General features: G+C 59.8%; 21 protein-coding genes and 2 pseudogenes. 14 read left to right on the plus strand and 9 right to left on the minus strand.

The features are described 5' to 3' along the window. Positions 1–277: 277 nt before the first annotated feature. A protein-coding gene (locus tag AC0L2K_RS05030; RefSeq protein WP_473530784.1) for an IS630 family transposase occupies positions 278–1226 on the plus strand; the annotation gives its coding sequence in 2 pieces (ribosomal slippage) (positions 278–613 and positions 615–1226; 948 coding nt in all). A gap of 282 nt (positions 1227–1508) precedes the next feature. Here AC0L2K_RS05030 and AC0L2K_RS05035 read toward each other — a convergent pair. From AC0L2K_RS05035 to AC0L2K_RS05045, 3 genes are all read right to left on the minus strand, one after another. Further along, entirely contained in the window at positions 1509–2081 is a 573-nt protein-coding gene (locus AC0L2K_RS05035) for a DUF1349 domain-containing protein (RefSeq protein ID WP_473530785.1), read from the minus strand. Positions 2082–2112: 31 nt separating this feature from the next. Beyond that, complete coding sequence (locus AC0L2K_RS05040) at positions 2113–2790, minus strand: class I SAM-dependent methyltransferase (RefSeq protein ID WP_473522520.1); 678 nt, start codon at positions 2788–2790, stop codon at positions 2113–2115. 297 nt (positions 2791–3087) lie between these two features. Beyond that, positions 3088–3942, minus strand: coding sequence for a glycosyltransferase family 32 protein (locus AC0L2K_RS05045; RefSeq protein WP_473530786.1), 855 nt, complete (start codon positions 3940–3942; stop codon positions 3088–3090). 639 nt (positions 3943–4581) lie between these two features. On the opposite strand from AC0L2K_RS05045, the pseudogene AC0L2K_RS05050 reads away from it, so the two are divergent. Both AC0L2K_RS05050 and AC0L2K_RS05055 read left to right on the plus strand, forming a co-directional pair. Continuing rightward, a pseudogene (locus tag AC0L2K_RS05050) lies at positions 4582–4860 on the plus strand (A/G-specific adenine glycosylase); the annotation flags it as partial. 45 nt (positions 4861–4905) lie between these two features. Next, positions 4906–5517 carry an HAD family hydrolase gene (locus AC0L2K_RS05055; RefSeq protein ID WP_473530787.1) on the plus strand — a complete coding sequence of 204 codons (612 nt, stop codon included), beginning with the start codon at positions 4906–4908 and terminating at the stop codon, positions 5515–5517. Positions 5518–5666: 149 nt separating this feature from the next. On the opposite strand, the gene AC0L2K_RS05060 is transcribed toward AC0L2K_RS05055, so the two are convergent. Further along, the gene (locus AC0L2K_RS05060; protein WP_473530788.1) at positions 5667–6458 is read right to left on the minus strand and encodes a transporter substrate-binding domain-containing protein; all 792 of its coding nucleotides are present in this window, start codon (positions 6456–6458) and stop codon (positions 5667–5669) included. A gap of 180 nt (positions 6459–6638) precedes the next feature. Here AC0L2K_RS05060 and AC0L2K_RS05065 point away from each other — a divergent pair, with 180 nt between their 5' ends. Then, complete coding sequence (locus tag AC0L2K_RS05065; RefSeq protein ID WP_473530789.1) at positions 6639–6851, plus strand: type II toxin-antitoxin system VapB family antitoxin; 213 nt, start codon at positions 6639–6641, stop codon at positions 6849–6851. Then, a complete protein-coding gene (gene vapC, locus AC0L2K_RS05070; protein WP_473530790.1) occupies positions 6848–7237 on the plus strand; it encodes a type II toxin-antitoxin system VapC family toxin in 390 nt (129 codons plus the stop codon). The genes AC0L2K_RS05065 and vapC overlap by 4 nt, the downstream gene beginning before the upstream one ends. Before the next feature lie 36 nt (positions 7238–7273). On the opposite strand, the gene AC0L2K_RS05075 is transcribed toward vapC, so the two are convergent. Then, the gene (locus AC0L2K_RS05075) at positions 7274–8407 is read right to left on the minus strand and encodes a DNA methyltransferase (RefSeq protein ID WP_473530791.1); all 1134 of its coding nucleotides are present in this window, start codon (positions 8405–8407) and stop codon (positions 7274–7276) included. Between the two features lie 175 nt (positions 8408–8582). On the opposite strand from AC0L2K_RS05075, the gene AC0L2K_RS05080 reads away from it, so the two are divergent. Further along, on the plus strand, positions 8583–9272 hold the full coding sequence (locus AC0L2K_RS05080; RefSeq protein WP_473530792.1) for an HAD family hydrolase: 690 nt from the start codon (positions 8583–8585) through the stop codon (positions 9270–9272). Between the two features lie 39 nt (positions 9273–9311). On the opposite strand, the gene AC0L2K_RS05085 is transcribed toward AC0L2K_RS05080, so the two are convergent. Then, a complete protein-coding gene (locus tag AC0L2K_RS05085) occupies positions 9312–9986 on the minus strand; it encodes a hypothetical protein (RefSeq protein WP_473530793.1) in 675 nt (224 codons plus the stop codon). Positions 9987–10113: 127 nt separating this feature from the next. On the opposite strand from AC0L2K_RS05085, the gene thrC reads away from it, so the two are divergent. The 5 genes from thrC (at position 10114) to AC0L2K_RS05110 (ending at position 17005) form a co-directional block, all read left to right on the plus strand. Beyond that, positions 10114–11511, plus strand: coding sequence for a threonine synthase (gene thrC / locus AC0L2K_RS05090; RefSeq protein WP_473530794.1), 1398 nt, complete (start codon positions 10114–10116; stop codon positions 11509–11511). 14 nt (positions 11512–11525) lie between these two features. Beyond that, positions 11526–12818 (plus strand): M16 family metallopeptidase, encoded by a 1293-nt coding sequence (locus AC0L2K_RS05095; protein ID WP_023799302.1) that lies wholly within the window; start codon positions 11526–11528, stop codon positions 12816–12818. A gap of 15 nt (positions 12819–12833) precedes the next feature. Then, positions 12834–13430 carry a GNAT family N-acetyltransferase gene (locus tag AC0L2K_RS05100; RefSeq protein ID WP_473530795.1) on the plus strand — a complete coding sequence of 199 codons (597 nt, stop codon included), beginning with the start codon at positions 12834–12836 and terminating at the stop codon, positions 13428–13430. 2 nt (positions 13431–13432) lie between these two features. Continuing rightward, complete coding sequence (locus AC0L2K_RS05105) at positions 13433–16321, plus strand: EAL domain-containing protein (RefSeq protein ID WP_473530796.1); 2889 nt, start codon at positions 13433–13435, stop codon at positions 16319–16321. Positions 16322–16597: 276 nt separating this feature from the next. Next, on the plus strand, positions 16598–17005 hold the full coding sequence (locus tag AC0L2K_RS05110; protein WP_473530797.1) for a DoxX family protein: 408 nt from the start codon (positions 16598–16600) through the stop codon (positions 17003–17005). A 144-nt stretch (positions 17006–17149) separates the two neighbouring features. On the opposite strand, the gene AC0L2K_RS05115 is transcribed toward AC0L2K_RS05110, so the two are convergent. Continuing rightward, positions 17150–18172, minus strand: coding sequence for an oxygenase MpaB family protein (locus AC0L2K_RS05115; RefSeq protein ID WP_473530798.1), 1023 nt, complete (start codon positions 18170–18172; stop codon positions 17150–17152). 147 nt (positions 18173–18319) lie between these two features. Further along, the gene (locus tag AC0L2K_RS05120; protein WP_023799307.1) at positions 18320–18583 is read right to left on the minus strand and encodes a DUF4242 domain-containing protein; all 264 of its coding nucleotides are present in this window, start codon (positions 18581–18583) and stop codon (positions 18320–18322) included. 150 nt (positions 18584–18733) lie between these two features. Here AC0L2K_RS05120 and AC0L2K_RS05125 point away from each other — a divergent pair, with 150 nt between their 5' ends. Next, entirely contained in the window at positions 18734–19612 is an 879-nt protein-coding gene (locus tag AC0L2K_RS05125; protein WP_287049776.1) for a LysR family transcriptional regulator, read from the plus strand. Between the two features lie 40 nt (positions 19613–19652). Here the strand turns inward: AC0L2K_RS05125 and AC0L2K_RS05130 are convergent. After that, positions 19653–19763: pseudogene (locus AC0L2K_RS05130) on the minus strand (LysR family transcriptional regulator); the annotation flags it as partial. A 109-nt stretch (positions 19764–19872) separates the two neighbouring features. Between AC0L2K_RS05130 and AC0L2K_RS05135 the strand changes: the two are divergent. Both AC0L2K_RS05135 and AC0L2K_RS05140 read left to right on the plus strand, forming a co-directional pair. After that, positions 19873–20424: a nuclear transport factor 2 family protein gene (locus AC0L2K_RS05135; RefSeq protein ID WP_473530799.1), complete on the plus strand. Its 552-nt coding sequence runs from the start codon at positions 19873–19875 to the stop codon at positions 20422–20424. Beyond that, positions 20402–20575 carry a hypothetical protein gene (locus AC0L2K_RS05140; RefSeq protein WP_473530800.1) on the plus strand — a complete coding sequence of 58 codons (174 nt, stop codon included), beginning with the start codon at positions 20402–20404 and terminating at the stop codon, positions 20573–20575. The genes AC0L2K_RS05135 and AC0L2K_RS05140 overlap by 23 nt, the downstream gene beginning before the upstream one ends. Positions 20576–20648: the final 73 nt, after the last annotated feature.

The following is a 20648-nucleotide window of genomic DNA, read 5'->3' on the forward strand; positions in this document are numbered from 1 at the left end:
GCTGGGCATCCGCCTCTCCAAGATACCCAGAGGCAGATAAGCGCATCGAGATCGGTGCGTCCAACTCACCCGGATGCAATTGCTTTGCGATATAGCCACGGTTACTGGCGCGATGTTACGATGCTGCATTACAGTTGGCCGCCTGAGACGCGGCCGGAATGTCCGCCGCTCCGCTCGTCTTAGCCTAGAGCGGTTCCTGATTTGACGGAATCGAAGGGATTCCGGATCAGTCGGTTTTGTGATTCAAGATGCTGGCTGGAGTGGGGGCCAGCATCTGATGACGCGACCTCTTTCGGATGATCTTCGCGAACGTGTTGTAGCGGCGGTTTTGGGTGGCGAGAGCCGCCGGTCGGCCGCGAAACGGTTCGGCATTTCGGTTTCGGCGGCGGTGAAGTTGTTGCAGCGCCATCGGGCGACTGGCTCGGTTGCGCCTGGCAAGATGGGCGGACATCGCAAGAGGGTGCTGGAGCCGCACCGTGCCTTCATCGAGGCCCGTGTGCGTGAGACGCCGCATCTGACGCTGCATGGTCTGAAGAATGAGTTGGCCGCTCGCGGGATCAAGGTCTCGCACAACGCAGTGTGGCAATTCCTGCGCCGCGAGGGGCTGAGCTTCAAAAAAAACGCTGTTCGCCCTTGAGCAGGCACGCGCCGATATTGCCCGCAGGCGCCAACGATGGCGATCCTGGCAGGCCGGCCTCGATCCCCAGTGCCTGGTCTTCATCGACGAGACCTGGATCAAGACCAACATGGCTCCGCTGCGCGGTTGGGGGCCGAAGGGCAAGCGGCTGCGCGGCTTGGCTCCGCACGGCCACTGGCGCACGCTGACTTTCCTTGGCGCGCTGCGCTGGGATCGGCTCGCAGCACCTTGCGTCTTCGACGGCCCGATCAACGGCCAATGCTTCCGCGCTTATGTCGAGCAACAGCTCATCACCGTCCTTAAACCCGGCGATATCGTCATCATGGATAACCTGGGAAGCCATAAGTCGGCCGCCATCCGACAGATGATCAAGGCCGCCGGCGCCAGGCTTTGGTATTTGCCGCCCTACTCTCCCGACATCAACCCGATCGAGCAGGCCTTTGCCAAGATCAAGCACTGGATGCGCCAAGCCCAGAAGCGCACCGTCGAGGATACTTGGCGACACACCGGCCACCTCGTTGAAACGATCGAGGCAACCGAATGCAACAACTACTTCGCAAACGCCGGCTACGCTTCCGTCACAACGTGAAAGACTCTAGCTATCCGTCTTCCTGCAGTTGTGGTCGAGGCCCTCGAACTCAGGGAAGGCGACGAGAGTGAGATCCATGTCACCGATGCCCGACAATTCGGCGTCGCACGCAAACCTGCGCGCGAGGAATTGCTGAAGCGGCTTCGCGCCTTCCGCGGCCGCCTTCCCGCCGATTTCAAGCTCGACCGGGTGAGGCGAATGCCCGCTAGCTTGTTCGACCGCAATCGGCTGTCGGAACGATACTGCTGTGAAAACGGCGCTCCGATCCGCTGACAGCACGCGTCAGTCATGGAGTTCCCTCGAGATCGCCGGGCCGACTGAAAAATCGCCGAATGTGACTTCGAAACCTTCACGTTGCGGCGAACAGCACATCATGCCGACATCGACTGTTTTCGAGGGCGGGAAATAGGCGAGCCGCACCGGCTTCCAGCGATGGTCGGAGGCATCGAGATACTGAACACGGATTGTCTCGGCATGGCGGGTCAGCCGGATCCTGACGCCGTCCGGTCCGGCCGGGATGCTGACCAACGACCAGTCGGAGGCATCGTTGGTGACGACGACGGAAAAATAGGCGAGCCCGTCGGTGAACTCGATGACGGCCTTGACCCAATGCGTCTCGCTCAGCCGGACCATCAAACCGGCCTGATCATAGTAGTCCCCCTTGACGGTGACCTCGGCGCTGAAATCGCCCTCGACCTGCCGGTAGAGGAAGTGGCCATTGTCACGCCAGAAGTCATAAAAAGTCTCGCGCCAGAAATCGGTCTCCTTGCCGGTCCGCACGTGCACGGAGTTGTCGCCGAAAGCATGATGCGGTGGCGGGTTGAGCCAAGTCAGTTCTGGAGGCTGAGATGTCATCGACTTGCTCGTCTCGCAGGTTCATGTTGGGTCATCCGCCGCTCTTGCGACAAAGCCACAACAAAACCTCCTTTGTCTCCTTCACCGTGCCTGGATGCCCAAAAACCGCGCGTTTGAACTGCAGCGGAATGGTCGCCAAACGCTTCGCGTTTAGATTAAAAGGTTCTTCCGTCAATCTCAACGGACGATACCCGCCATTTGAGATATCGCTGTTTGCTTTGCCTTCATACGCTCTCCATCTAACTCGCCAGCCGCCCTGTCCCGTGTGAGTGATATCGTTTGTTATTAGGGAAGCCTTAAACTGTTTCTGAAGCTTCGCCAGGAACGCATTTACCGAATCATTCGAGAGGTGCTGTAAAACATCTTTGATCACGCACAAATCTGCGGTTGGCAACGGATCTGACAATAAATCTAAACAAGCGAAACGAACATTACTTGAACCATAGGCATCGTTTAACTTCTCAATAAGCTCCGGTACAATATCGACACCGGTATAATCCACGCCTGTCCAGTCAAGTGTTCTCCCCAATGCCCAATCACCGCACCCCACGTCCACCACCGAACGGATACCTTTCCTTTTTATATAATCGACGAGCAATTCTGAATATGTCTGCAGCACCTCCGGGTCTGAGCCCGGCCCGCTTTTTGACGTGCCGCCCCACGCATGCTCTATATAGATCTTCGAAAATTGCTCTTTTGTATTATTCATAAATCTGCGTCTGATGATTTAGGTTTGATTTCCGGGATTGGCCGAGGGTCTGGCCGTAAAACGTTGGATTTTCCGGGTGGACTTGTCGATTGTACGTTGCGCGCCTCGGTCTAGCTAGTCTAACACGGGCCGCGCGGCGGACACGCCAACGTCACCGCAGAATGCCACGCCATTTCTTGCAGAACTTGACAATCTGCTCTGCCGCCCAAGCGATGTGCGCACTGCCTGTATAGGTTCGAAGGAGCCGTCTATGAAAAAGGCAAAGTAGTGCTAACAAGCAGCCCTATCGATTCCGGGCTACCAACTATGCGACCAGTACGTGGTCATCCATGCATCCGGGAAAAGTTCATTTTTTTCGTTTGTTGATAGGTAACTTCCTGACAATACCCTACGTCTAATAATTTGGTGAACAGAATCTGACCAATCTAGCGGGTATAATCTCTTTGTCGGCAGTATAGAAATATTTGTTCGACGTGGTTGTGGTTTTAAATTAAATGGAAGCTTCGCAACTATTGTCGAAATAGCGGCTTTCGAAAGAATTGTATTCTTTTCTTGATACAGATCGACCGCAGATTTCAGTATCACGGGACCGGTAACATATTCGGGGGAACGTTGAATATCTTTGATCTGCAGCATTATCCAAATGACCAGCAACCAAAATTCTTCCTTCGGTTTGGACGCCATTATCGCGTTGGGGATTGAATGATCAGGATCGGTTCCCATTTGACCGAGAATGACGTCGCCCTCCGTTCGCAACCCGTCGAGTGATCGCAAACATTCAACGTCGAGATCGGCATATATACCCCCATATCTGTATAGAAAGAAATATCGCACGACGTCAGCGCGATATATTTCTCCCGGGTATCTCATATAGAATTTATAAAACCATGGGAATTCTGACTTAATAAATTCGCGATTATCGTCATCGTCCCACAACACCATTTCGAAGGAGGGGTTGAGTTGCGCGAACGTGTCCCTCCAAATCTTAAAACTATTTGGAATAGATATTTTTGATTTCCATGTTTGAAATATTGTCGCGGGGATTTCATTGTCTTGAATTAACTTTTGATAGGCATCACGCAGTAATGTTTCATTGACGAATAATCCTCCTATTTCTACAAATATCTCTTGACCATACTCGTTCCAATTCACAAGTAGTTTCCCGCTCGAAAGACTATAGATCCCACGGCCTCCGCCTTCGTGCTCTATTTGATCGTCCACAGATGATAACTTCAGGGATCCCTTCCAATGTGGATGGACTGCTAGGACGGTCCGGAATTGTGGGCCACTCATTTTCAATCCGACGTGATAGGTCGGCCCTTTCACTTCGCCTAAGTTGCGCGTTTACGAGACGTCATCAACTCTCTAGCGGAAAAGTCCTCGAAGCTGAAGGGGAAGGGGAAGGGGAAGGGAGGCTGCCGGTCTCAGACAGCTTAACTTTGCTGCCAGGCAGCAAGGTAGAGACGAACGTGACTTGGCGGAAGGACAAGCCGGTTCGGCGCGCCCATTTTCGCGACACACCGAAACCAGGAGCATGGCCGCCTGGAACGTGGCTGTGCCACGTCAGGCTCACGGCGGGAAAAATCTCGAACTCCGGTTTCGAGTCATCGCCCGAGGTTAGAAGCGCAGAATGGTTGGTTTGCAATCAGCACGAGCGTCTTCGCACAGTCTGTGCAAGAGCCACGCAGTCGAACCCTCCAAAACACAAGTTGCGACTCGCGCTAACTAGCCGCTGCGGATCGGTCCCTAGCGTTCTGCAAACGCGGAAGGAACATTCGCTACCTGCTAGCAATGCCGACGACCGGCTGGACCGCGCGGATCGACGGCGGCACCACAGCGGCGGCGGCGCCCTTCCCCGGCAACTGGCGGCCAGCCGGGAAAATTGGCCATGTCTTCACCCATTTCGCGCTCGAACTCGAAATCTTCAAAGCGATGATCGATGTCGCCGCCCCAGCGGGTCATTTCTGGTCGCTGGCCGACGAAATTTCCGGCGAAGCACTGCCCACCGTCATGAAAAAGGTAATCGAAGCAGCGATACCGGGCGCGACGAAGAAGCAGCGCGCACGTTGAATCGCCCACATCGCCCCCATTGAACTGCGTTGAACGAGGACAAGAATGACCGAAATCCGCCACATCGTTTTCGACATCGGCAGAGTGCTGATCCATTACGATCCGAACCTGCCGTTCAGCCGTATCATTCCGGATGCCGAGGAGAGAAAGTGGTTTTTCGACAATGTCTGCACGCATGACTGGAACATCGAGCAGGACCGCGGCCGCAGCTGGGAAGAGGCCGAGGCGTTGCTGATCGCCGAACACCCGGACCACGCCGAAAACATCCGCAACTTCCGCCGCCTCTGGCACGAGATGGTGCCGCACGCTTACGATGACAGCGTCCAGCTCATGGACAAGCTGATCGAGAGTGGCCACGACGTCACCATGCTGACCAATTTTGCGTCCGACACGCTTGCCGAAGCCCGGCAGCGTTTCGACTTCCTCAACCGCCCGCGCGGTGTGACCATTTCGGGCGAGATCGGCATGATCAAGCCGGATCGGGGCATTTACGACCATCACGCGACTGCATTCGGCCTCGAGCCCGCGGCCACGCTGTTCATCGACGACAGCCAGAAGAATGTCGACGGCGCCAAGGCGGCCGGCTGGCAGTCGGTGCTGTTCACTGACGCAAAGACGCTCGCGGCGGACCTCGATCGCCTGGGGATCAGAGTGTGATCACTGCGACACGCCTGACCGACAGCCCGCTTCAACACGGCGGATTGCAAAAAGGTCCTTAGTCAGGCCCAGGACAAGACGACGTGTTATGGTGGTGCAGTCGCTGAGACGCGCGGTCAACGGCGCTGCCATTGGATCCGTCTCGGGCGCTACTTGACGTGAGAAGCGTAGATGCGATCGAACTCACCCGTCGCCTTGGCAAGATGCAGCCATTGGTCGACATAGGCCTTGAAGACAACCGCACCCTCAGGAAGCATATAACCCATTTCGCCATATTGGAGCGGCTTCTCGGGGTTGATGGCGCAAAGGCCGGGGTGAAGTTTCTCCTGCAACTCGGTTTCGACCGATTCCGCGATCATGATATCGGCTTTGCGGTCAAGGATTTGGCGGAAGATCGTCACGTTGTCCGGGTACATCTCAATCTTAGCGTCACTGAGTTTTTCACGCACGAATTTCTCGTTGGTCCCGCCGGGATTAACAATCACAGTCACATCCGGCTTGTTGATGTCGGCAATCGATTGGAATTTCGCCTCGTCCTCGCAGCGCGCAATCGGTGCCTTGCCGTTGACGAGATAGGGCTCGCTGAAAAACACCTGCTTCTGGCGTTCCAGAGTCACCGAAATACCGCCCATCGCGATGTCACACTTGCCGGATGTAAAATCGGCCAGCAATTTTTTCCAGGTAGTCGCCACGAATTCCGCCTCGACACCTAGCGAACTTGCCAGAGATTTTGCGAGATCGATATCGATGCCCTGGTAGTTGTTCGCGGGCTTGTCATGAAAGGTGAAGGGCTTGTAGTCGCCGGTCGTACAAACGCGCAGCTTTCCGTTCTTGACAACCGCATCAAGCTGGTTTTCGGCGCCAGTGTTCTGCGCAATCGCCGGAGGAGCCAACAACGCCATGAGGAGGGCGGCGACAAACGGCGAGGCAAGAGCTTTCATGGAATCGGTCTCCGTTGGATAAGCGAATCAAGCATTCGAGAACGGTGGGCAAAGGTCAATAATTCTTCCTGGGAATCGCTCACCGTGATCCCTCCGACGGGGCGGCTTTCGTTGTCACGGCTTGTTGGCCAGGAGCAAAATGTGTATATCTGGTCCAATTTATACACATCGAGAATCACCATGCGAACCAACATCGATCTCGACGACGAATTGATCGCGGAGGCCATGGCCGCCTCCGGCCTCAAGACCAAGAAAGCGACCATTGAGGCGGCGCTGCGCACTTTGGTGCGCCGGCACAGGCAGGATATGGCTATCGCCGCCCTTGCTGGCGCCGGCTGGGAGGGTGATCTTGACGCCATGCGGGAAGGCCGTTCGCCCGATCGGCATCGATGATCGTCGTCGACAGTTCCGTGTGGATCGCCCATCTCCGCAATACGGACAGCGTCTCGGTCAGTAAGCTCAGGCATCTCGATGACACACAGGAGATTCTGGTCGGAGACTTGATTCTGCTGGAAGTGCTGCAAGGCGCGCTCAGCGAACCGCATGCCCAACTGATTGAGCGGAACCTCCGACAGTTCGCCATTGTGCCGATGCTGGATCCGGCGACGGCAGTCGAAGCTGCCCGAAACTACCGCATGCTTCGGCAGCGGGGCATCACCATCCGCAAGACAGTCGATATGATTATCGGCACATTCTGCATCCTGGGCGGACACGCGCTGTTGCATGATGACCGAGACTTCGAGCCAATGGTTCGCTACCTCGGCCTGCGCGTCGCATGAGAACGATGTGCAACGAGACCGCTGTTGCGGTTATTGTCAGGCCCCTGCCCGCTCCATGCCAAGGCGGGCGATGCGGCGAAGCTCGTCGATCGGGGTCAGGCCGCCACTGCGCTCATAGTGCCAGAAGGTCCAGCCGTTGCAGGCATCCAGCCCCTGAACCTCCGCGCCGATCTTGTGGATCGATCCGGCGCTGTCTCCGACCGCCACAGTGCCGTCGGCGCGCACCCTGGCCGCCCACCGCTTCTTGGCGTCGTAGAGTGTAGCACCCGGCAACATCAGCCCGGTGTCGATGAGGCTGACGAAAGCAACGCGCGGCTCGGCGCGCTTGCCGGTAAGCACGGTAAGAGCAGCGCCGTCCAGTGGCCGGACTGCATCGATGCGCTCGTTGGCGGCGTCGATATAGGCCTGCTCGCGCTCGATGCCGACGAAATGGCGGCCCAGGCGCTTGGCCACCGCGCCGGTGGTGCCGGAGCCGAAGAAGGGATCGAGCACGATATCGCCGGGCTTCGTCGAGGCCATCATGATGCGGGCGAGCAGCGCTTCGGGCTTCTGCGTCGGATGCAGCTTGTCGCCATTTTCGTTCTTGAGGCGCTCAGCGCCGGTGCAGATCGGAAACAGCCAGTCGGAACGCATCTGGATGTCGTCGTTCGACGCCTTCAGCGCTTCGTAGTTGAAGGTGTAGCCCTTGCCCTTCTGATCGCGCGAGGCCCAGATCATCGTCTCATGGGCGTTCTGAAGGCGGCGGCCGCGGAAATTCGGCATCGGATTGGTCTTGCGCCAGACGACATCATTGAGGATCCAGTAGCCCAGATCCTGCATCTTGGCGCCGACCCTGAAAATATTGTGGTAGGAGCCGATGACCCAGATGGTGCCGTTGGGCTTCAGCACGCGTCGCGCCGCCAGCAGCCAGGCCCGGGTGAAGGCGTCGTAGACCTCAAAACTTGCGAACTGGTCCCAGTCGTCGTCGACGGCATCGACCTTGGACTGGTCTGGACGATGCAGATCGCCGTCAAGCTGCAGATTGTAGGGCGGATCGGCAAAGATCACGTCGATGGATTTTTCCGGCAGCCGGTCGAGCGCGGCGACGCAATCGCCCTTCAGGATCGTATCCAGCCATTCGGATTGCTGGGGAGCATGGGAAAGCTCGTCGAGAAGACGCACGGCAGACATTGTTACACCCAAAGCACGCGTTACTGTTTACTCCCTGTTATGGTTACCGATCAGCGTAAATATTCGGTGAAGGCGAGGATCCGGAGCGCAGGGAGTTTGCGAAGGCCGGCCTGTTGGTGTATGTCGCGCCGGCCTGAAACGTCTCAGCCTCCTCCCTCCCGCTTTCCGGATCGCGATGCCCCAGCCAGACCTTGTCATCTTCGATTGCGACGGCGTGCTCGTCGATTCCGAAATCATCGCCGCGCGCATCGAAGCCGAGCTTTTGACGTCGGCCGGTTACGAGATATCGGCTGAGGAGATTTCCGAAACCTATGCCGGGCTGACCTTCAAGGACATCATGATGCGGGTCGAGGAAAAATCCCGCGTCCCGTTCCAGGCCTCGCTGATCGATCGCGCCGAAGACTTGGTCGACCGCCGGCTGCGCAGCGACGTGCGCGCCGTCGACGGGGTGCACGAGGCGGTCGCCGCGGTGACGGCGCCGCGCTGCATCTGCTCGAATTCGCGCACCGAGCGGATCCAATTCATGCTGGAGAAGGTGCATCTGCTGCCGTTTTTCAACGGCCGGATTTTTTCCTCGCTGGAAACACCAAGCGGAAAATCCAAGCCGGCGCCCGACGTGTTTCTCTTTGCCGCGGCAAAACTCCAGGCCGATCCGGCGAACACCTTCGTCATCGAGGATTCCGTGCATGGCGTGACCGGTGCCAGAACGGCGGGCATGCGTGTGATCGGCTTCACCGGAGCGGCGCACAGCTATCCCGGGCATGCCGACGCCCTGACCGAGGCCGGCGCCGAAACGGTCATCCGCCGCTGGGCGGAACTGAAAAGCGTGATCGCCGCCCTGTCGGAGTGGTCGGCGGATGCGTGAAGCAGGCGTCCAAATGGACGCGCAGCTCCAAAGCCGCGGCTATTCGGCCGCGGCAACCTTCTTGTCGGTCTTCTTCGGCGGGCCTTCGTCATAGCCGGCGAACACCTGATAGTCCCGCGCGGTGGGCTCGGGAACGACAACGTTCGAATCGGTGAAGACGAACTGGGTGGCACTCGAGGGATTGGTAACCTGGACCTGATGTCGGTGAAGCTGCGAGTAAAGGACGTCCTTGCCATGCATCACAGCGATACGGATCGGCATGGTGATGGTGCCAGGGCTGAACATCGGTCCCGGAACGACCTTGCCGGCGACGGCGATCTTCATCGTCAGCGAGCCGTTGGCGCGGATGCAGTCGCGGGTCACATCGGTGATCGAGGCCTGATAGACGATCTTGGCGGAATCGTCTTGCTGGCCGCTGCTCGCGTCAAGCGCGGCAGCTTCTGCATCCAGGGTGGCGGCTTTTTTCTTGGGCTTTTGACTGCCCTTGGCATAGGTGTTGAAGAAGGCGGTGCCGTCGCGCAGCGTCACTTTCGGACAATAGGCCAGCAATTGGCTGGCGAGAACCTTGGGGTCCGGCGGTGGTGGCGGTGTCGTGTCCTTCTTTCCGAAGCCCAGCATGCTGCTGCCGCCTGATTGGCAGCCGGCGGCGGTAAGCATAAAGCCGGCGAGCGCCAGACCCGCGACAAAACGACCGTTAAATGTATGAAACGCCATGAACTGCACTTCCCTCTCGCAAAGCGGGTGACGTATATCAACCGCGCGGCAAAAATGCGACTGAGCAAGTACGGAAATTAACCACTTTGCCGCGGACAATACCGCCCGGCAGCAATGGAACATGACGATGCGATATGTGAGCACCCGCGGGGAAGCGCCCGTGCTTGGATTTTCCGACGCTGTGCTGGCGGGCTTGGCGCGTGATGGCGGACTTTATGTGCCTGATATCTGGCCGCAGTTTTCGGCAGCTGAGATCCGCGCGATGCGCGGCCTTGCCTATCCCGACCTCGCCATCCGCGTGCTGTCGCCGCTTCTCGGCGGCGAGATCGCGATGCCGGTGTTCGAACGCCTGGTGCGCGAAGCCTATGCGACGTTCCGTCACGAGGCGGTCTGCCCGCTGGTGCAGACCGGCTCGAACATGTTCGTTCTGGAACTCTTCCATGGCCCGACGCTTGCCTTCAAGGACGTCGCCATGCAGCTTCTCGCCCGGCTGATGGACCATGTGCTTGCCGAACGCGACCAGCGCGCCAGCATTGTCGGCGCCACCTCCGGCGATACCGGCGGGGCCGCCATCGATGCCTTCGCCGGGCGCAACCGCACCGACATCTTCGTTCTTTTCCCGCACGGCCGGGTCTCGCCGGTGCAGCAGCGGCAGATGACGACGTCCATCGCCGCAAATGTCCATGCGCTGGCGGTCGAAGGCAATTTCGACGATTGTCAGGCCTTGGTGAAGGACATGTTCAACGATCACGGTTTTCGCGACCGAGTATCGCTGTCCGGCGTCAATTCGATCAACTGGGCCCGCATCATGGCCCAGATCGTCTACTACTTCTCATCGGCGCTGTCGCTCGGCGCGCCCGACCGGCCGATTTCGTTCACGGTGCCGACCGGCAATTTCGGTGACATCTTCGCCGGCTACGCCGCCAAGAAGATGGGGCTGCCGATCGAGCGGCTGATCATCGCTACCAACGACAACGACATTCTGGCGCGCACGCTGTCGAGCGGCGAGTACCGCACGAAAGGCGTCTTTTCGACCACGTCGCCGTCGATGGACATCCAGGTCTCTTCGAATTTCGAGCGCTTGCTGTTCGAGGCGGCCGGCCGCGACGCCTCGACCGTGCGGCGCTACATGAGCGGCCTCAAGCAGTCCGGCGCCTTCACCATCGAAGCGGGCGAGATCGCCAGGATCCGCTCCGAATTCGACGCCGGCCGCTCGACCATGGACGAAGTCGCCGCCACGATCCGCTCGACGCTCGCAGCCAGCAACTATCTGCTCGACCCGCACACGGCCGCGGCCATGCACGTTGCGGTTGCAAGAACCACCAATGCCGTGCCGATGGTGGTGCTGGGCACCGCCCATCCGGCAAAGTTCCCGGCCGCCGTCGAAGCGTCCAGCGGCGTGTCGCCTGCCCTGCCCGCATGGCTAGGCGGGTTGATGACTTCAGAGGAAAAATACACGGTACTTCCATCCGACCTGAAAATGGTGGAAGATTATGTTAGCCGCCACACGCGGGCGGCAAATTAGGGAGTATCAGCTATATGGGTGTTGAGGTAAGCCGTCTGTCGAACGGCCTGACAGTCGCCACCGAAACCCTTCCAAGCCTCGAATCCGTCGCTCTTGGCGCCTGGATCAAATCAGGCGCCCGCAATGAGCGTAGCGAAGAGCACGGGATGGCCCACCTGCTTGAACACATGGCGTTCAAGGGAACCAGAAGGCGCAGCGCCTTCGAGATCGCCTCCGAAATCGAGGATGTCGGCGGCGAGATCAATGCCGCCACCAGTGTCGAGACCACCTCCTATTATGCCAGGGTGCTGAGCGACGACGTGCCCCTGGCCGTCGATATCCTGTCCGACATCCTGCAGGAATCCGAGTTCGACCCGCAGGAGTTGGAGCGCGAGCAGCATGTGATCCTGCAGGAGATCGGCGCCGCACACGATACACCCGACGACGTCGTCTTCGACCACTTCACCGAGACGGCCTTCCGCCACCAGACGATCGGCCGCTCCATCCTCGGCACGCCGGAAACCGTCAAATCCTTCACCTCGAAGCAATTGCACAAATTCATCGAACGGCAATATGGCGCCGAGCGCATGGTGGTCGTTGCCGCCGGCGACATCAAGCACGACAACTTCGTGCGCGAGGTCGAGAAGCATCTCGGCGGTTTCCGCAGCAAGTCCGACAACACCATGCCGCAATATGCGCAATATGTCGGCGGCGATTTCCGCGAGGACCGCGACCTGATGGACGCGCAGATCGTGCTGGGGTTCGAGGGCCGCGCCTATCATGTACGCGACTTCTACGCCTCGCAGGTCCTGTCGATGATCCTTGGCGGCGGCATGTCGTCGCGTCTTTTCCAGGAGGTCCGCGAAAAGCGCGGGCTGTGCTATTCGGTCTATGCATTCCACTGGGGTTTTTCCGATACCGGCATATTCGGCGTCCATGCCGCGACCGGGCAGAGCGATATCGCCGAATTGGTGCCGGTGGTCATCGGCGAGTTGCAGAAGGTCGGCGAGAACATCCTGCAGGAGGAACTCGACCGGGCACGCGCCCAGTACCGTGCAGGCCTGATCATGTCCGCCGAAAGCCCAGCCAGCCGCGCCTCGCAGATCGCCCGGCAAATGCTTCTGTTCGGCCGGCCGATCGCCAAGGAAGAGCTGATGGAACGGCTGTCGGCGTTGACGGTCGAGCGGTTGACGGACCTGTCGTCACGGCTGTTTTCGACCAAGCCGACGCTGACTGCCGTCGGACCGGTGGGCACGCTCGCTCCCTATGAGGCGGTGCTCGAGTCGCTTTCGGGCACGCAGACCACGGCCCGAAAGCTCGCCGGCTAAGTCCATCAAAGCGTCATGTTCGCGCTCCCTTTCTTTCGCCGTGACCTGCCGGCACTGAAGGGTGACCGGGTCACGCTGCGCGTGCCGCTGACCAACGACTATCGTGAATGGTCGGTGCTGCGCGGGGAAAGCCGCGCCTTCCTGGAGCCGTGGGAACCGCGCTGGAACCCCGACGAGCTCGACCGCACGGCCTGGCGGCATCGCCTCAGCCGCTATCGCGAAGACTATGCGCAGGGAACGGCCATAGCCTTCTTCATCTTCGACAAAGGCAACGGCAAGCTTGTCGGTGGAATCACCCTCGGCAATATCCGCCACGGCGTCGCGCAAAGCGGCCATATCGGCTACTGGATCGGCGAGCGCTACAGCGGCCGTGGCCTGATGACCGACGCGGTCAAGGTGGTGACGCGCTTCGCCTTCGATACGCTGAGGTTGCACCGGATCGAAGCTGCCTGTATTCCCGACAACGCCCGGTCGATCCGCGTGCTTGAAAAAGCCGGATTCCGGCGCGAAGGACTTCTCCGATCCTATCTCAGGATCAACGGCATCTGGCAGGACCACTACCTCTACGCCCGGATCGAGGACGATCCGCCGGGCGCGGAAACAAAGGGCTGATTTTGACGAATTTCCTGCGAATCGGGTCGTTGTTCGCCTTTGTGCTGACGGCAATCGTCGTGCTCTGCGCGGCGTCTTCGGCCTTCGCCGTCGAACCGATCAAGATTGCCCGCGACGATGTGGCGCTCGACCTTTCGGGCGCCGTCGAAATCTACCGCAACCAGGGCGAGAATTTTCAGGTGTCGACTGCCCCGGGACCGGACGGCATCGTGCGGCGCATCGAGGTCGAGGCCAATGATGCGCGCTCGACCGGCGACTGGGCGGTGTTCGCGCTTGCCAACACCACCGACCAGCAGCTCGACAGGCTGATCGTCGCACCGCATTTCCGGCTGGTGAATTCCGGTATCTTCTGGCCGGATCTCGGCTCGACCCGCATTGCCGCGATCACGCCCAGCGAGGGCTTCGCGCTTGACCGCCAGAGCAGCCCCGACGCTGATGTGTTCCGGGTGACGCTGAACCCCGGAACGGTGATCACCTTCATTGCCGAACTGGCGTCGCCCAAACTGCCGCAGGTCTATCTTTGGGAGCCGGAATCCTACAAGGATTCGGTCAATTCCTACACGCTGTTTCGCGGCATCGTCATCGGCATCGCCGGCCTCCTGGCGCTGTTCCTGACCATCCTTTTCGTCGTCAAGGGGACCTCGATGTTCCCGGCAACCGCAGCACTCGCCTGGGCGGTGCTCGCCTATATCTGCATCGATTTCGGCTTTCTCAACAAGGTCCTGGAAATATCGCCCGGCAACGAGCAGATGTGGCGGGCCGGAACGGAGGTGGCGCTTGCAGCGACGTTCGTGGTGTTCCTGTTCGCCTATCTCAACCTTAACCGATGGCACGGCCATTTCAGCTACGGCGCTCTGGTCTGGATTCTGGGGCTGCTGCTGATCGCCGGCGTTGCAATCGTCGACCCGGCGGTCGCCGCCGGCATCGCCAGGCTGTCCTTCGCCGCCACCGCGCTGACCGGTCTCGGCCTGATCATCTTCCTCGGCATACGCGGCTACGACCGTGCCATCATGCTGGTGCCCAGTTGGGTCATGGTCCTGTTGTGGCTATGCGGGTCGTGGATGGCGATCACCGGCATGCTCGACAATGACATCGCCCAGCCGGCACTGGGCGGCGGGCTGATCCTCATCATCCTGCTCATCGGCTTCACCGTCATGCAGCACGCCTTTGCCGGCGGTGCGCTGCATCAGGGCCTGTTCTCCGATCTCGAACGGCAGGCGCTGGCCGTGGCCGGATCGGGCGACACGGTGTGGGACTGGGACGTGATGCGCGACCGCGTCGTCACCAGGCCGGATATCAGCATCCAGCTTGGCCTTGCGCCCGACAGCCTGGGCGGCGCTGCCCGCAACTGGCTGCCTGTACTCCATGCCGACGACCGCGACACCTTCCGTACGACGCTCGACGTGGTGCTCGAACACCGGCGCGGCCGGGTGTCGCAGAATTTCCGCCTGCGCGGCGCCGACGGGCACTATCACTGGTTTTCGCTGCGCGCCCGGCCGGTGATCGGATCGGACGGCGAGGTCATCCGCTGCGTCGGCACCATGGTCGACGTGACGGAGCAGAAGAAGTCCGAGGAGAGGCTGTTGCACGATGCCGTGCACGACAATCTGACCGGCCTGCCGAACCGGGAATTGCTTATGAACCGGCTGGAGGCGATCATCTCGATCGCGCGCACCGAAGAGAAGGTCCGTCCCACCGTCTTCGTCATCGACATCGACCGGTTCAAGCAGGTCAATGACGGGCTCGGCATCTCGGCCGGCGATACCATCCTGCTCACTGTTGCGCGCCGGCTGCACCGGCTGCTCAAGCCGAAGGATTCGCTGTCGCGCTTTGCCGGCGACCAGTTCGCGCTGATGCTGCTTTCCGAGCAGGACCCGGCCCGCATCGCAGCCGTTGCCGATGCCATCAAGCATGCGATCAACAATCCGATTACCTTTGCCAAACGCGAGATCGTGCTGACCGCCTCGATCGGTCTGGTCACCTGGACCTCGGCGCAGAGTTCGGCCGAGGACATGGTCAAGGACGCCGAGCTTGCCATGCACCAGGCCAAGCGTTTTGGCGGCGACAGGATCGAACCGTTCCGACCCGCCTTTCGGACCGTCGGCACCGACCGGCTGCAGTTCGAGTCCGACCTGCGCCGCGCCATCGAACGGCGCGAATTCACACTCGCCTACCAGCCGATCGTGCGGCTGGAAGACGGCAGTGTTGCCGGCTTCGAGGCGCTTTTGCGCTGGGATCATCCGCGTCGCGGCATGATCCCGCCAGGCGATTTCATCCCGGTCGCCGAGAGCTGCGGCCTGATCGTGCAGCTTGGCTTGTTCGCCATGCAACAGGCCGCCGAAGATCTGGCGGGATGGCAAAAGCAGATCGGCGACGCGCCGCTGTCGGTTTCGGTCAACCTGTCCAGCCGACAGCTCATCCGCCGCGATCTGGTCAGCGACGTCCGCTCGGTGATCGCGCGGGCCAATCTGAAGCCGCGCTGTTTCCGGCTCGAGCTCACCGAATCGCTGGTGATGGACAATCCCGAGCAGACAGCCCATGTGCTGAACAAGCTGAAGAAGCTTGGCATCGGCCTGTCGCTGGACGATTTCGGCACCGGCTACTCATCGCTGGCCTATCTGACGCGCTTTCCCTTCGACACGATCAAGATCGACAAGAGCTTTGTCGACGACACGACACCGAAGCGCGCGGTGCTGCTCAAATCGATGGTCAACATGGCGCATGAACTCGGCCTTTCGGTCGTGGCCGAGGGCATTTCGGACGAAAGCGATGCGCTCGAACTGCGCCAGATGGGCTGCGAATATGTGCAGAGCTTCATGTTCGGCGCGCCGATGCCCGGTGATCAGGTGCTGAGGACGCTGAAGGAACAGTATCCGCTGACCCGGGCTTGATCTTGTTCATGTCGTTGTCCCAAAACCGCTGCCCTTTTTGGGCGGCATGAGCCTGGCGATTGGCACCCGCTGGAGCGCATCGGCAAGGTCTCGGCTCCCGCGGCTCGGCACTCCATCAATAGTACGACCAGAGGTCACGCGACTGTGAACTGGGAGTATTGGTTTGCGGCTCGCGCTGTGCATCATACCGACTTCGCGAAATCGGTGCGAAGAGCGGACCCGCTGATAATTCAGCCTGCTGCCCGGAATCACCGGGTCATGATGGAGGCCCAACTGATGAATTTCGACAAGATTTCTGCCTGGGCTCCGGTGTGGTTAAGCGTCGTGAGGATCATGTCGGCGCTGCTGTTTCTGCAGCACGGAACTCAAAAGCTCTTCAATTTTCCGCCCGCGCCCGAGCCGATGCAACTGTCGGGGCTTATTGTGATCCAGGCATTGATCGAGCTGATCGGAGGCGCGCTGCTTGCCCTCGGACTCTTCACCCGGCCCGTCGCGTTCATTCTGTCCGGCAACATGGCGGTCGCCTATTTCATGGCGCATGCGCCGCAAAACTTCTTTCCGGTTGTCAACGAGGGCGACTCGTCAATCCTCTACTGCTTCATTTTCCTGTACTTCTTTTTCGCGGGAGGCGGCGCGTGGAGCGTCGATGCGGCCCGTCGCGGGACCGGCCTCGCGACGCCCTGAACAGGATCGCGAGGGTACTTGCTGGGCGGCACCAGCGGAGCATATCCGACAGCCTGCCAGGTCGAAATGATAGGAATTTCCGGCTCCGCTTATCGTCGCTTTCGGGCCCTTCGCTGGACATTCCCCAACACGAGATACGCGCCCTTAGGGCGGCCATTGCCGCACTTTTAACCCGTCGCTTTCCCTTACGCGGGCATCAAATCCCGCATGATCGCGACCGTGCTGCTCGTGTCTAGGTGCCTTCTGTCGGCGATAGAGATAGTTCTCGGGAAGACCGAGGCGATGGCACGACTGGACGGCCGGAGATGAAGGGAGCACGATGCGCTCGCAGATTGCAGCCGTCGTCTTCACAAAAGCACGCTCCCACGGCTTCAACGTCCAGTGGTCGCCGAGTGCCAACCGCTTGCGGACCCAGCGGGGCAGGATCTCGACAGCTGCCTTCAGAAATGGCCGCTGAAGCGGTTGAGCCACTCCCGGCAAGACGGGAACGTCTTCCATGATCTGCAGGAATTCCAGGACGATCGGCGATGCGACGAGTCTTTGCCTCATCACGTCGAACAGCGCGTAAAGCTCGGCCTGCGACGTGGGCGCGCCAACCGCACCATAGAGAAGCGCGACGGGGCGAGCCTCGGCGAACATCGTATCCCGTTCGAAAAAATGCAGCCGATGCACATAGATGTGATAGGCCTCCATGAAACCAAACCCGGCCGTCGCTTGCACCCAGTCCAGCAACTCCGGGTCGGTGGCGTGGTATGGCTCACCTTCGCTGGTTCGGCCTGAAACGCGCCCATGCATCCTGACCACACCTTCAATCATGGCCTCAGCCTTGGTCCGGGGACCGTAGACCGTGACCAAGGCGGCGAGGCCGGTACGCTGTAATCGCCGGAGCGCGTCGGAGCTGAATGTGCTGTGCTGCCAAATGGCGTCGCGAACCCGCGGCTCTGCCAATTCGAGCAGCACCGCCGCAACCCCGCCGATGAACAGCGCAACCGGGTTCTTGAAAATACGCCACGACACCGAGTTGGGCGGCAACAGCGCCGGCTCGCCCTGCGGGGTCGAGAAGTCCATCTGCGATCCGAGCCGCTGGCGCATGAACGACTGCGCAAGAGTATCCACACGACGCCCAAGCGGGCGAGGCAGAGGAAGGGTGCCCGAATTGCCAAACATGCTCCGACTCTCCTGGCAACGCGTGTGGCTGGCGGATGAAGCACGAACGACTTGGCCCTTCCGTCGTTCCAAAGATTCAAACTGGCGCGCTGCATAACTCCGCAAGACACCGCCCGGACAGTCATCACGAGCCCCGTCGCGCCGGCCCTATGGGGTGAGATCGAGCGCCGGCACGATTCTGTGATAGGGCAGCCCCGCATCGTCGTTTAGACGCTTCACGTCGACATCGGAGGCAGCGTCAAACAGGCACATGCAGCGCCCGTCCTCCGGTGCGAAGGTCGAGCGCAGATAGCTGATGTCGGTGCCGTTGGAAGTCATCTCGGCGGCTTTGCTGATCGCCGCCTTCTGCGCATCTCCCAGAGCTTCCATGCTGATGCCCTTGAGGTCGCGTTCCACCATGTAGACGGTCATTTCCAGATCTCCTCCTGTGAACAGTGACCACAGGAGTTGAATGCAGCGGCGGGCGAAAGAGAACGACATTTTTTCTATCGATCGATAGCCGACAGTTATCGATGAAAGGATTACAATGTCGTTTCGTGGAACCGCCTCGGAGGGCTCGCCATGGAGATGTTTCAGGTCCGCTACGTGCTTGCCGCCGCGAAGATGCTGAACTTCACCAAGGCCGCCACCGATTGCAATGTGTCTCAACCGGCGCTCACCAAAGCGGTCAAGACGCTCGAGGATGAGCTTGGCGCGCCCTTGTTCCACCGCGAGGGAAGGCGCGTCCTCCTGAGTGAGTTCGGGCGCTCCATTCTGCCGCATCTTCAGCAGATCATGCAGGAGGCCCACGCAACCAGAACGCTTGCCGACAATTTCAGGCTGCTCAACCAGGTGCCGATCCGCCTCGGCGTCATGTCGACCATCGGCCATGTGAAGCTCGCCCGGTTCCTCGCAAAGTTCCAGCGCGACTATCATGGCGTCGAGCTTGAAGTTAGCGAGGCGAGCGTTCAGGAACTGAAAAACAGGCTTGAGCAAGGCGATCTCGATCTTGCCGTTCTCAATCCGCTGGAGGGATTGGGGGCGGCGTTCCGCGTCCATGATCTCTACAGTGAGCGTTACGTCGTCGTATTCGCGCCGGATCACCGGCTTGCGAGCCTCAATGCAATCAAGTTGGTCGATCTCTCTCAAGAACCCTATGTCGATCGTCTGTCCTGTGAAATGCGGGACTTGGTGATGGGTGCGTGCCGGGAAAGAAACGTCAGCCTTTATGCCCGCTTTCGTTCCGAGCGCGAGGATTGGATCCAATCAATGGTGCTGGCGCGGATCGGCTTCGCCTTCATGCCTGAATATTCGGTGACATCGCCTGAACTTTTGCAGCGTCCGCTGATCGAACCCGCGGTGGCACGCACGGTGTCCCTGGCTAGCGTTCCGGGCCGGCCCTATAGCCCGGCAACGGCGGCGATGGTGCGAGCTGCCCAGACGTTCGATTGGCCAGGCTAGGCGTTTATCGCTGAGGCTTGAACTATGCAGATTTGAGATCCGTCAGATTCAACTTTTCGGCCGCCCGGCCCACGTGGCGCTCGTCGTGCACGATCTCAAACAGAACGAGGAGGTTGAGCTCTGCGCGGGATAGGCCAATTCTGTTCAGCATGTCGATGAAATCATATCACTGGATTCAGCATCATTGAAGTGCGATCTCCTGAGCGAGCGGAGCAGCGCAAGGCGCGCTTCGCATCGGAAACAGATGCAGGAGCACCCGCATGCCGGTATCACGACGTTCCCTTCTCGCCGCAGCAAGCGCTGGCGTGGCATTGTCACAAACTGCAAGATCAACGAAAGCCTCGGCACAGGCTCTTGCGGAGCCTGCGATAGACCAGACGGTTGCCGATCTCGTCGAGCGTTCTGCGGAAGCAAATTCGGCGCTGATGCGCGGGGAGATAACGAAGTACTACGAGGTGATCCCACATACCGAGGACTTCCTGCTGATGTCTCCATTCGGAGGAAAGCCCACGCGGGCGTCTGAACTGACTGCCGAGCGGATCGAGGCGATGGGCCGCTTTTTCAAGAACGGCACCTTCAAGCACGAAATTCTTCAAGCCTATGGTTCCGCCGACATGGTGGTCCTCGCGATCATTGAACGCCCGCACGTCGAGGTCGGCGGTCTGCCAGCCCAGGATTGGCCGCTGCGGGTTACGTTGGTCTATCGCCGTGAAGAGGCGGAATGGCGCTTGGTGCATCGGCACGCTGACCCCCTGGTCAACGGCGTGAGTCTGGAGCAGGCGGCGGCCCTTGCGCGCGGCGAAGCCGGGTGATGCGAAGAATGTTGCCATCCCGGCGGAGCGCTCTGGCTGCTGCCAAAGCCCGCTGAAAGGTTTTCGCTTCTCGTCAATGCAAAACGTCATTTTATGGCGCCAAATGTCGCCCGATGCGCCTTACGAGCACCTGCTGGCGCCGGTGGAGTAGATCCGCCATAGTCATGCGCCCTGCTCGCTACAGACGGTTGAAAACGGCTGAAAGCAACGCATTAACCTGATCC

Source organism: Mesorhizobium sp. WSM4817 (genome assembly GCF_055811135.1).

Excerpts from the sequence above, each read along its gene's own strand:
- thrC (WP_473530794.1), top strand. The coding sequence starts at position 10,114 with ATGCGATATGTGAGCACCCGCGGGGAAGCGCCCGTGCTTGGATTTTCC.
- AC0L2K_RS05075 (WP_473530791.1), bottom strand. The coding sequence starts at position 8,407 with ATGTCTGCCGTGCGTCTTCTCGACGAGCTTTCCCATGCTCCCCAGCAA.
- AC0L2K_RS05100 (WP_473530795.1), top strand. The coding sequence starts at position 12,834 with ATGTTCGCGCTCCCTTTCTTTCGCCGTGACCTGCCGGCACTGAAGGGT.
- vapC (WP_473530790.1), top strand. The coding sequence starts at position 6,848 with ATGATCGTCGTCGACAGTTCCGTGTGGATCGCCCATCTCCGCAATACG.
- AC0L2K_RS05060 (WP_473530788.1), bottom strand. The coding sequence starts at position 6,458 with ATGAAAGCTCTTGCCTCGCCGTTTGTCGCCGCCCTCCTCATGGCGTTG.
- AC0L2K_RS05095 (WP_023799302.1), top strand. The coding sequence starts at position 11,526 with ATGGGTGTTGAGGTAAGCCGTCTGTCGAACGGCCTGACAGTCGCCACC.
- AC0L2K_RS05085 (WP_473530793.1), bottom strand. The coding sequence starts at position 9,986 with ATGGCGTTTCATACATTTAACGGTCGTTTTGTCGCGGGTCTGGCGCTC.
- AC0L2K_RS05135 (WP_473530799.1), top strand. The coding sequence starts at position 19,873 with ATGCCGGTATCACGACGTTCCCTTCTCGCCGCAGCAAGCGCTGGCGTG.
- AC0L2K_RS05040 (WP_473522520.1), bottom strand. The coding sequence starts at position 2,790 with ATGAATAATACAAAAGAGCAATTTTCGAAGATCTATATAGAGCATGCG.
- AC0L2K_RS05065 (WP_473530789.1), top strand. The coding sequence starts at position 6,639 with ATGCGAACCAACATCGATCTCGACGACGAATTGATCGCGGAGGCCATG.
- AC0L2K_RS05120 (WP_023799307.1), bottom strand. The coding sequence starts at position 18,583 with ATGACCGTCTACATGGTGGAACGCGACCTCAAGGGCATCAGCATGGAA.
- AC0L2K_RS05115 (WP_473530798.1), bottom strand. The coding sequence starts at position 18,172 with ATGTTTGGCAATTCGGGCACCCTTCCTCTGCCTCGCCCGCTTGGGCGT.
- AC0L2K_RS05110 (WP_473530797.1), top strand. The coding sequence starts at position 16,598 with ATGAATTTCGACAAGATTTCTGCCTGGGCTCCGGTGTGGTTAAGCGTC.
- AC0L2K_RS05055 (WP_473530787.1), top strand. The coding sequence starts at position 4,906 with ATGACCGAAATCCGCCACATCGTTTTCGACATCGGCAGAGTGCTGATC.
- AC0L2K_RS05125 (WP_287049776.1), top strand. The coding sequence starts at position 18,734 with ATGGAGATGTTTCAGGTCCGCTACGTGCTTGCCGCCGCGAAGATGCTG.
- AC0L2K_RS05080 (WP_473530792.1), top strand. The coding sequence starts at position 8,583 with ATGCCCCAGCCAGACCTTGTCATCTTCGATTGCGACGGCGTGCTCGTC.
- AC0L2K_RS05035 (WP_473530785.1), bottom strand. The coding sequence starts at position 2,081 with ATGACATCTCAGCCTCCAGAACTGACTTGGCTCAACCCGCCACCGCAT.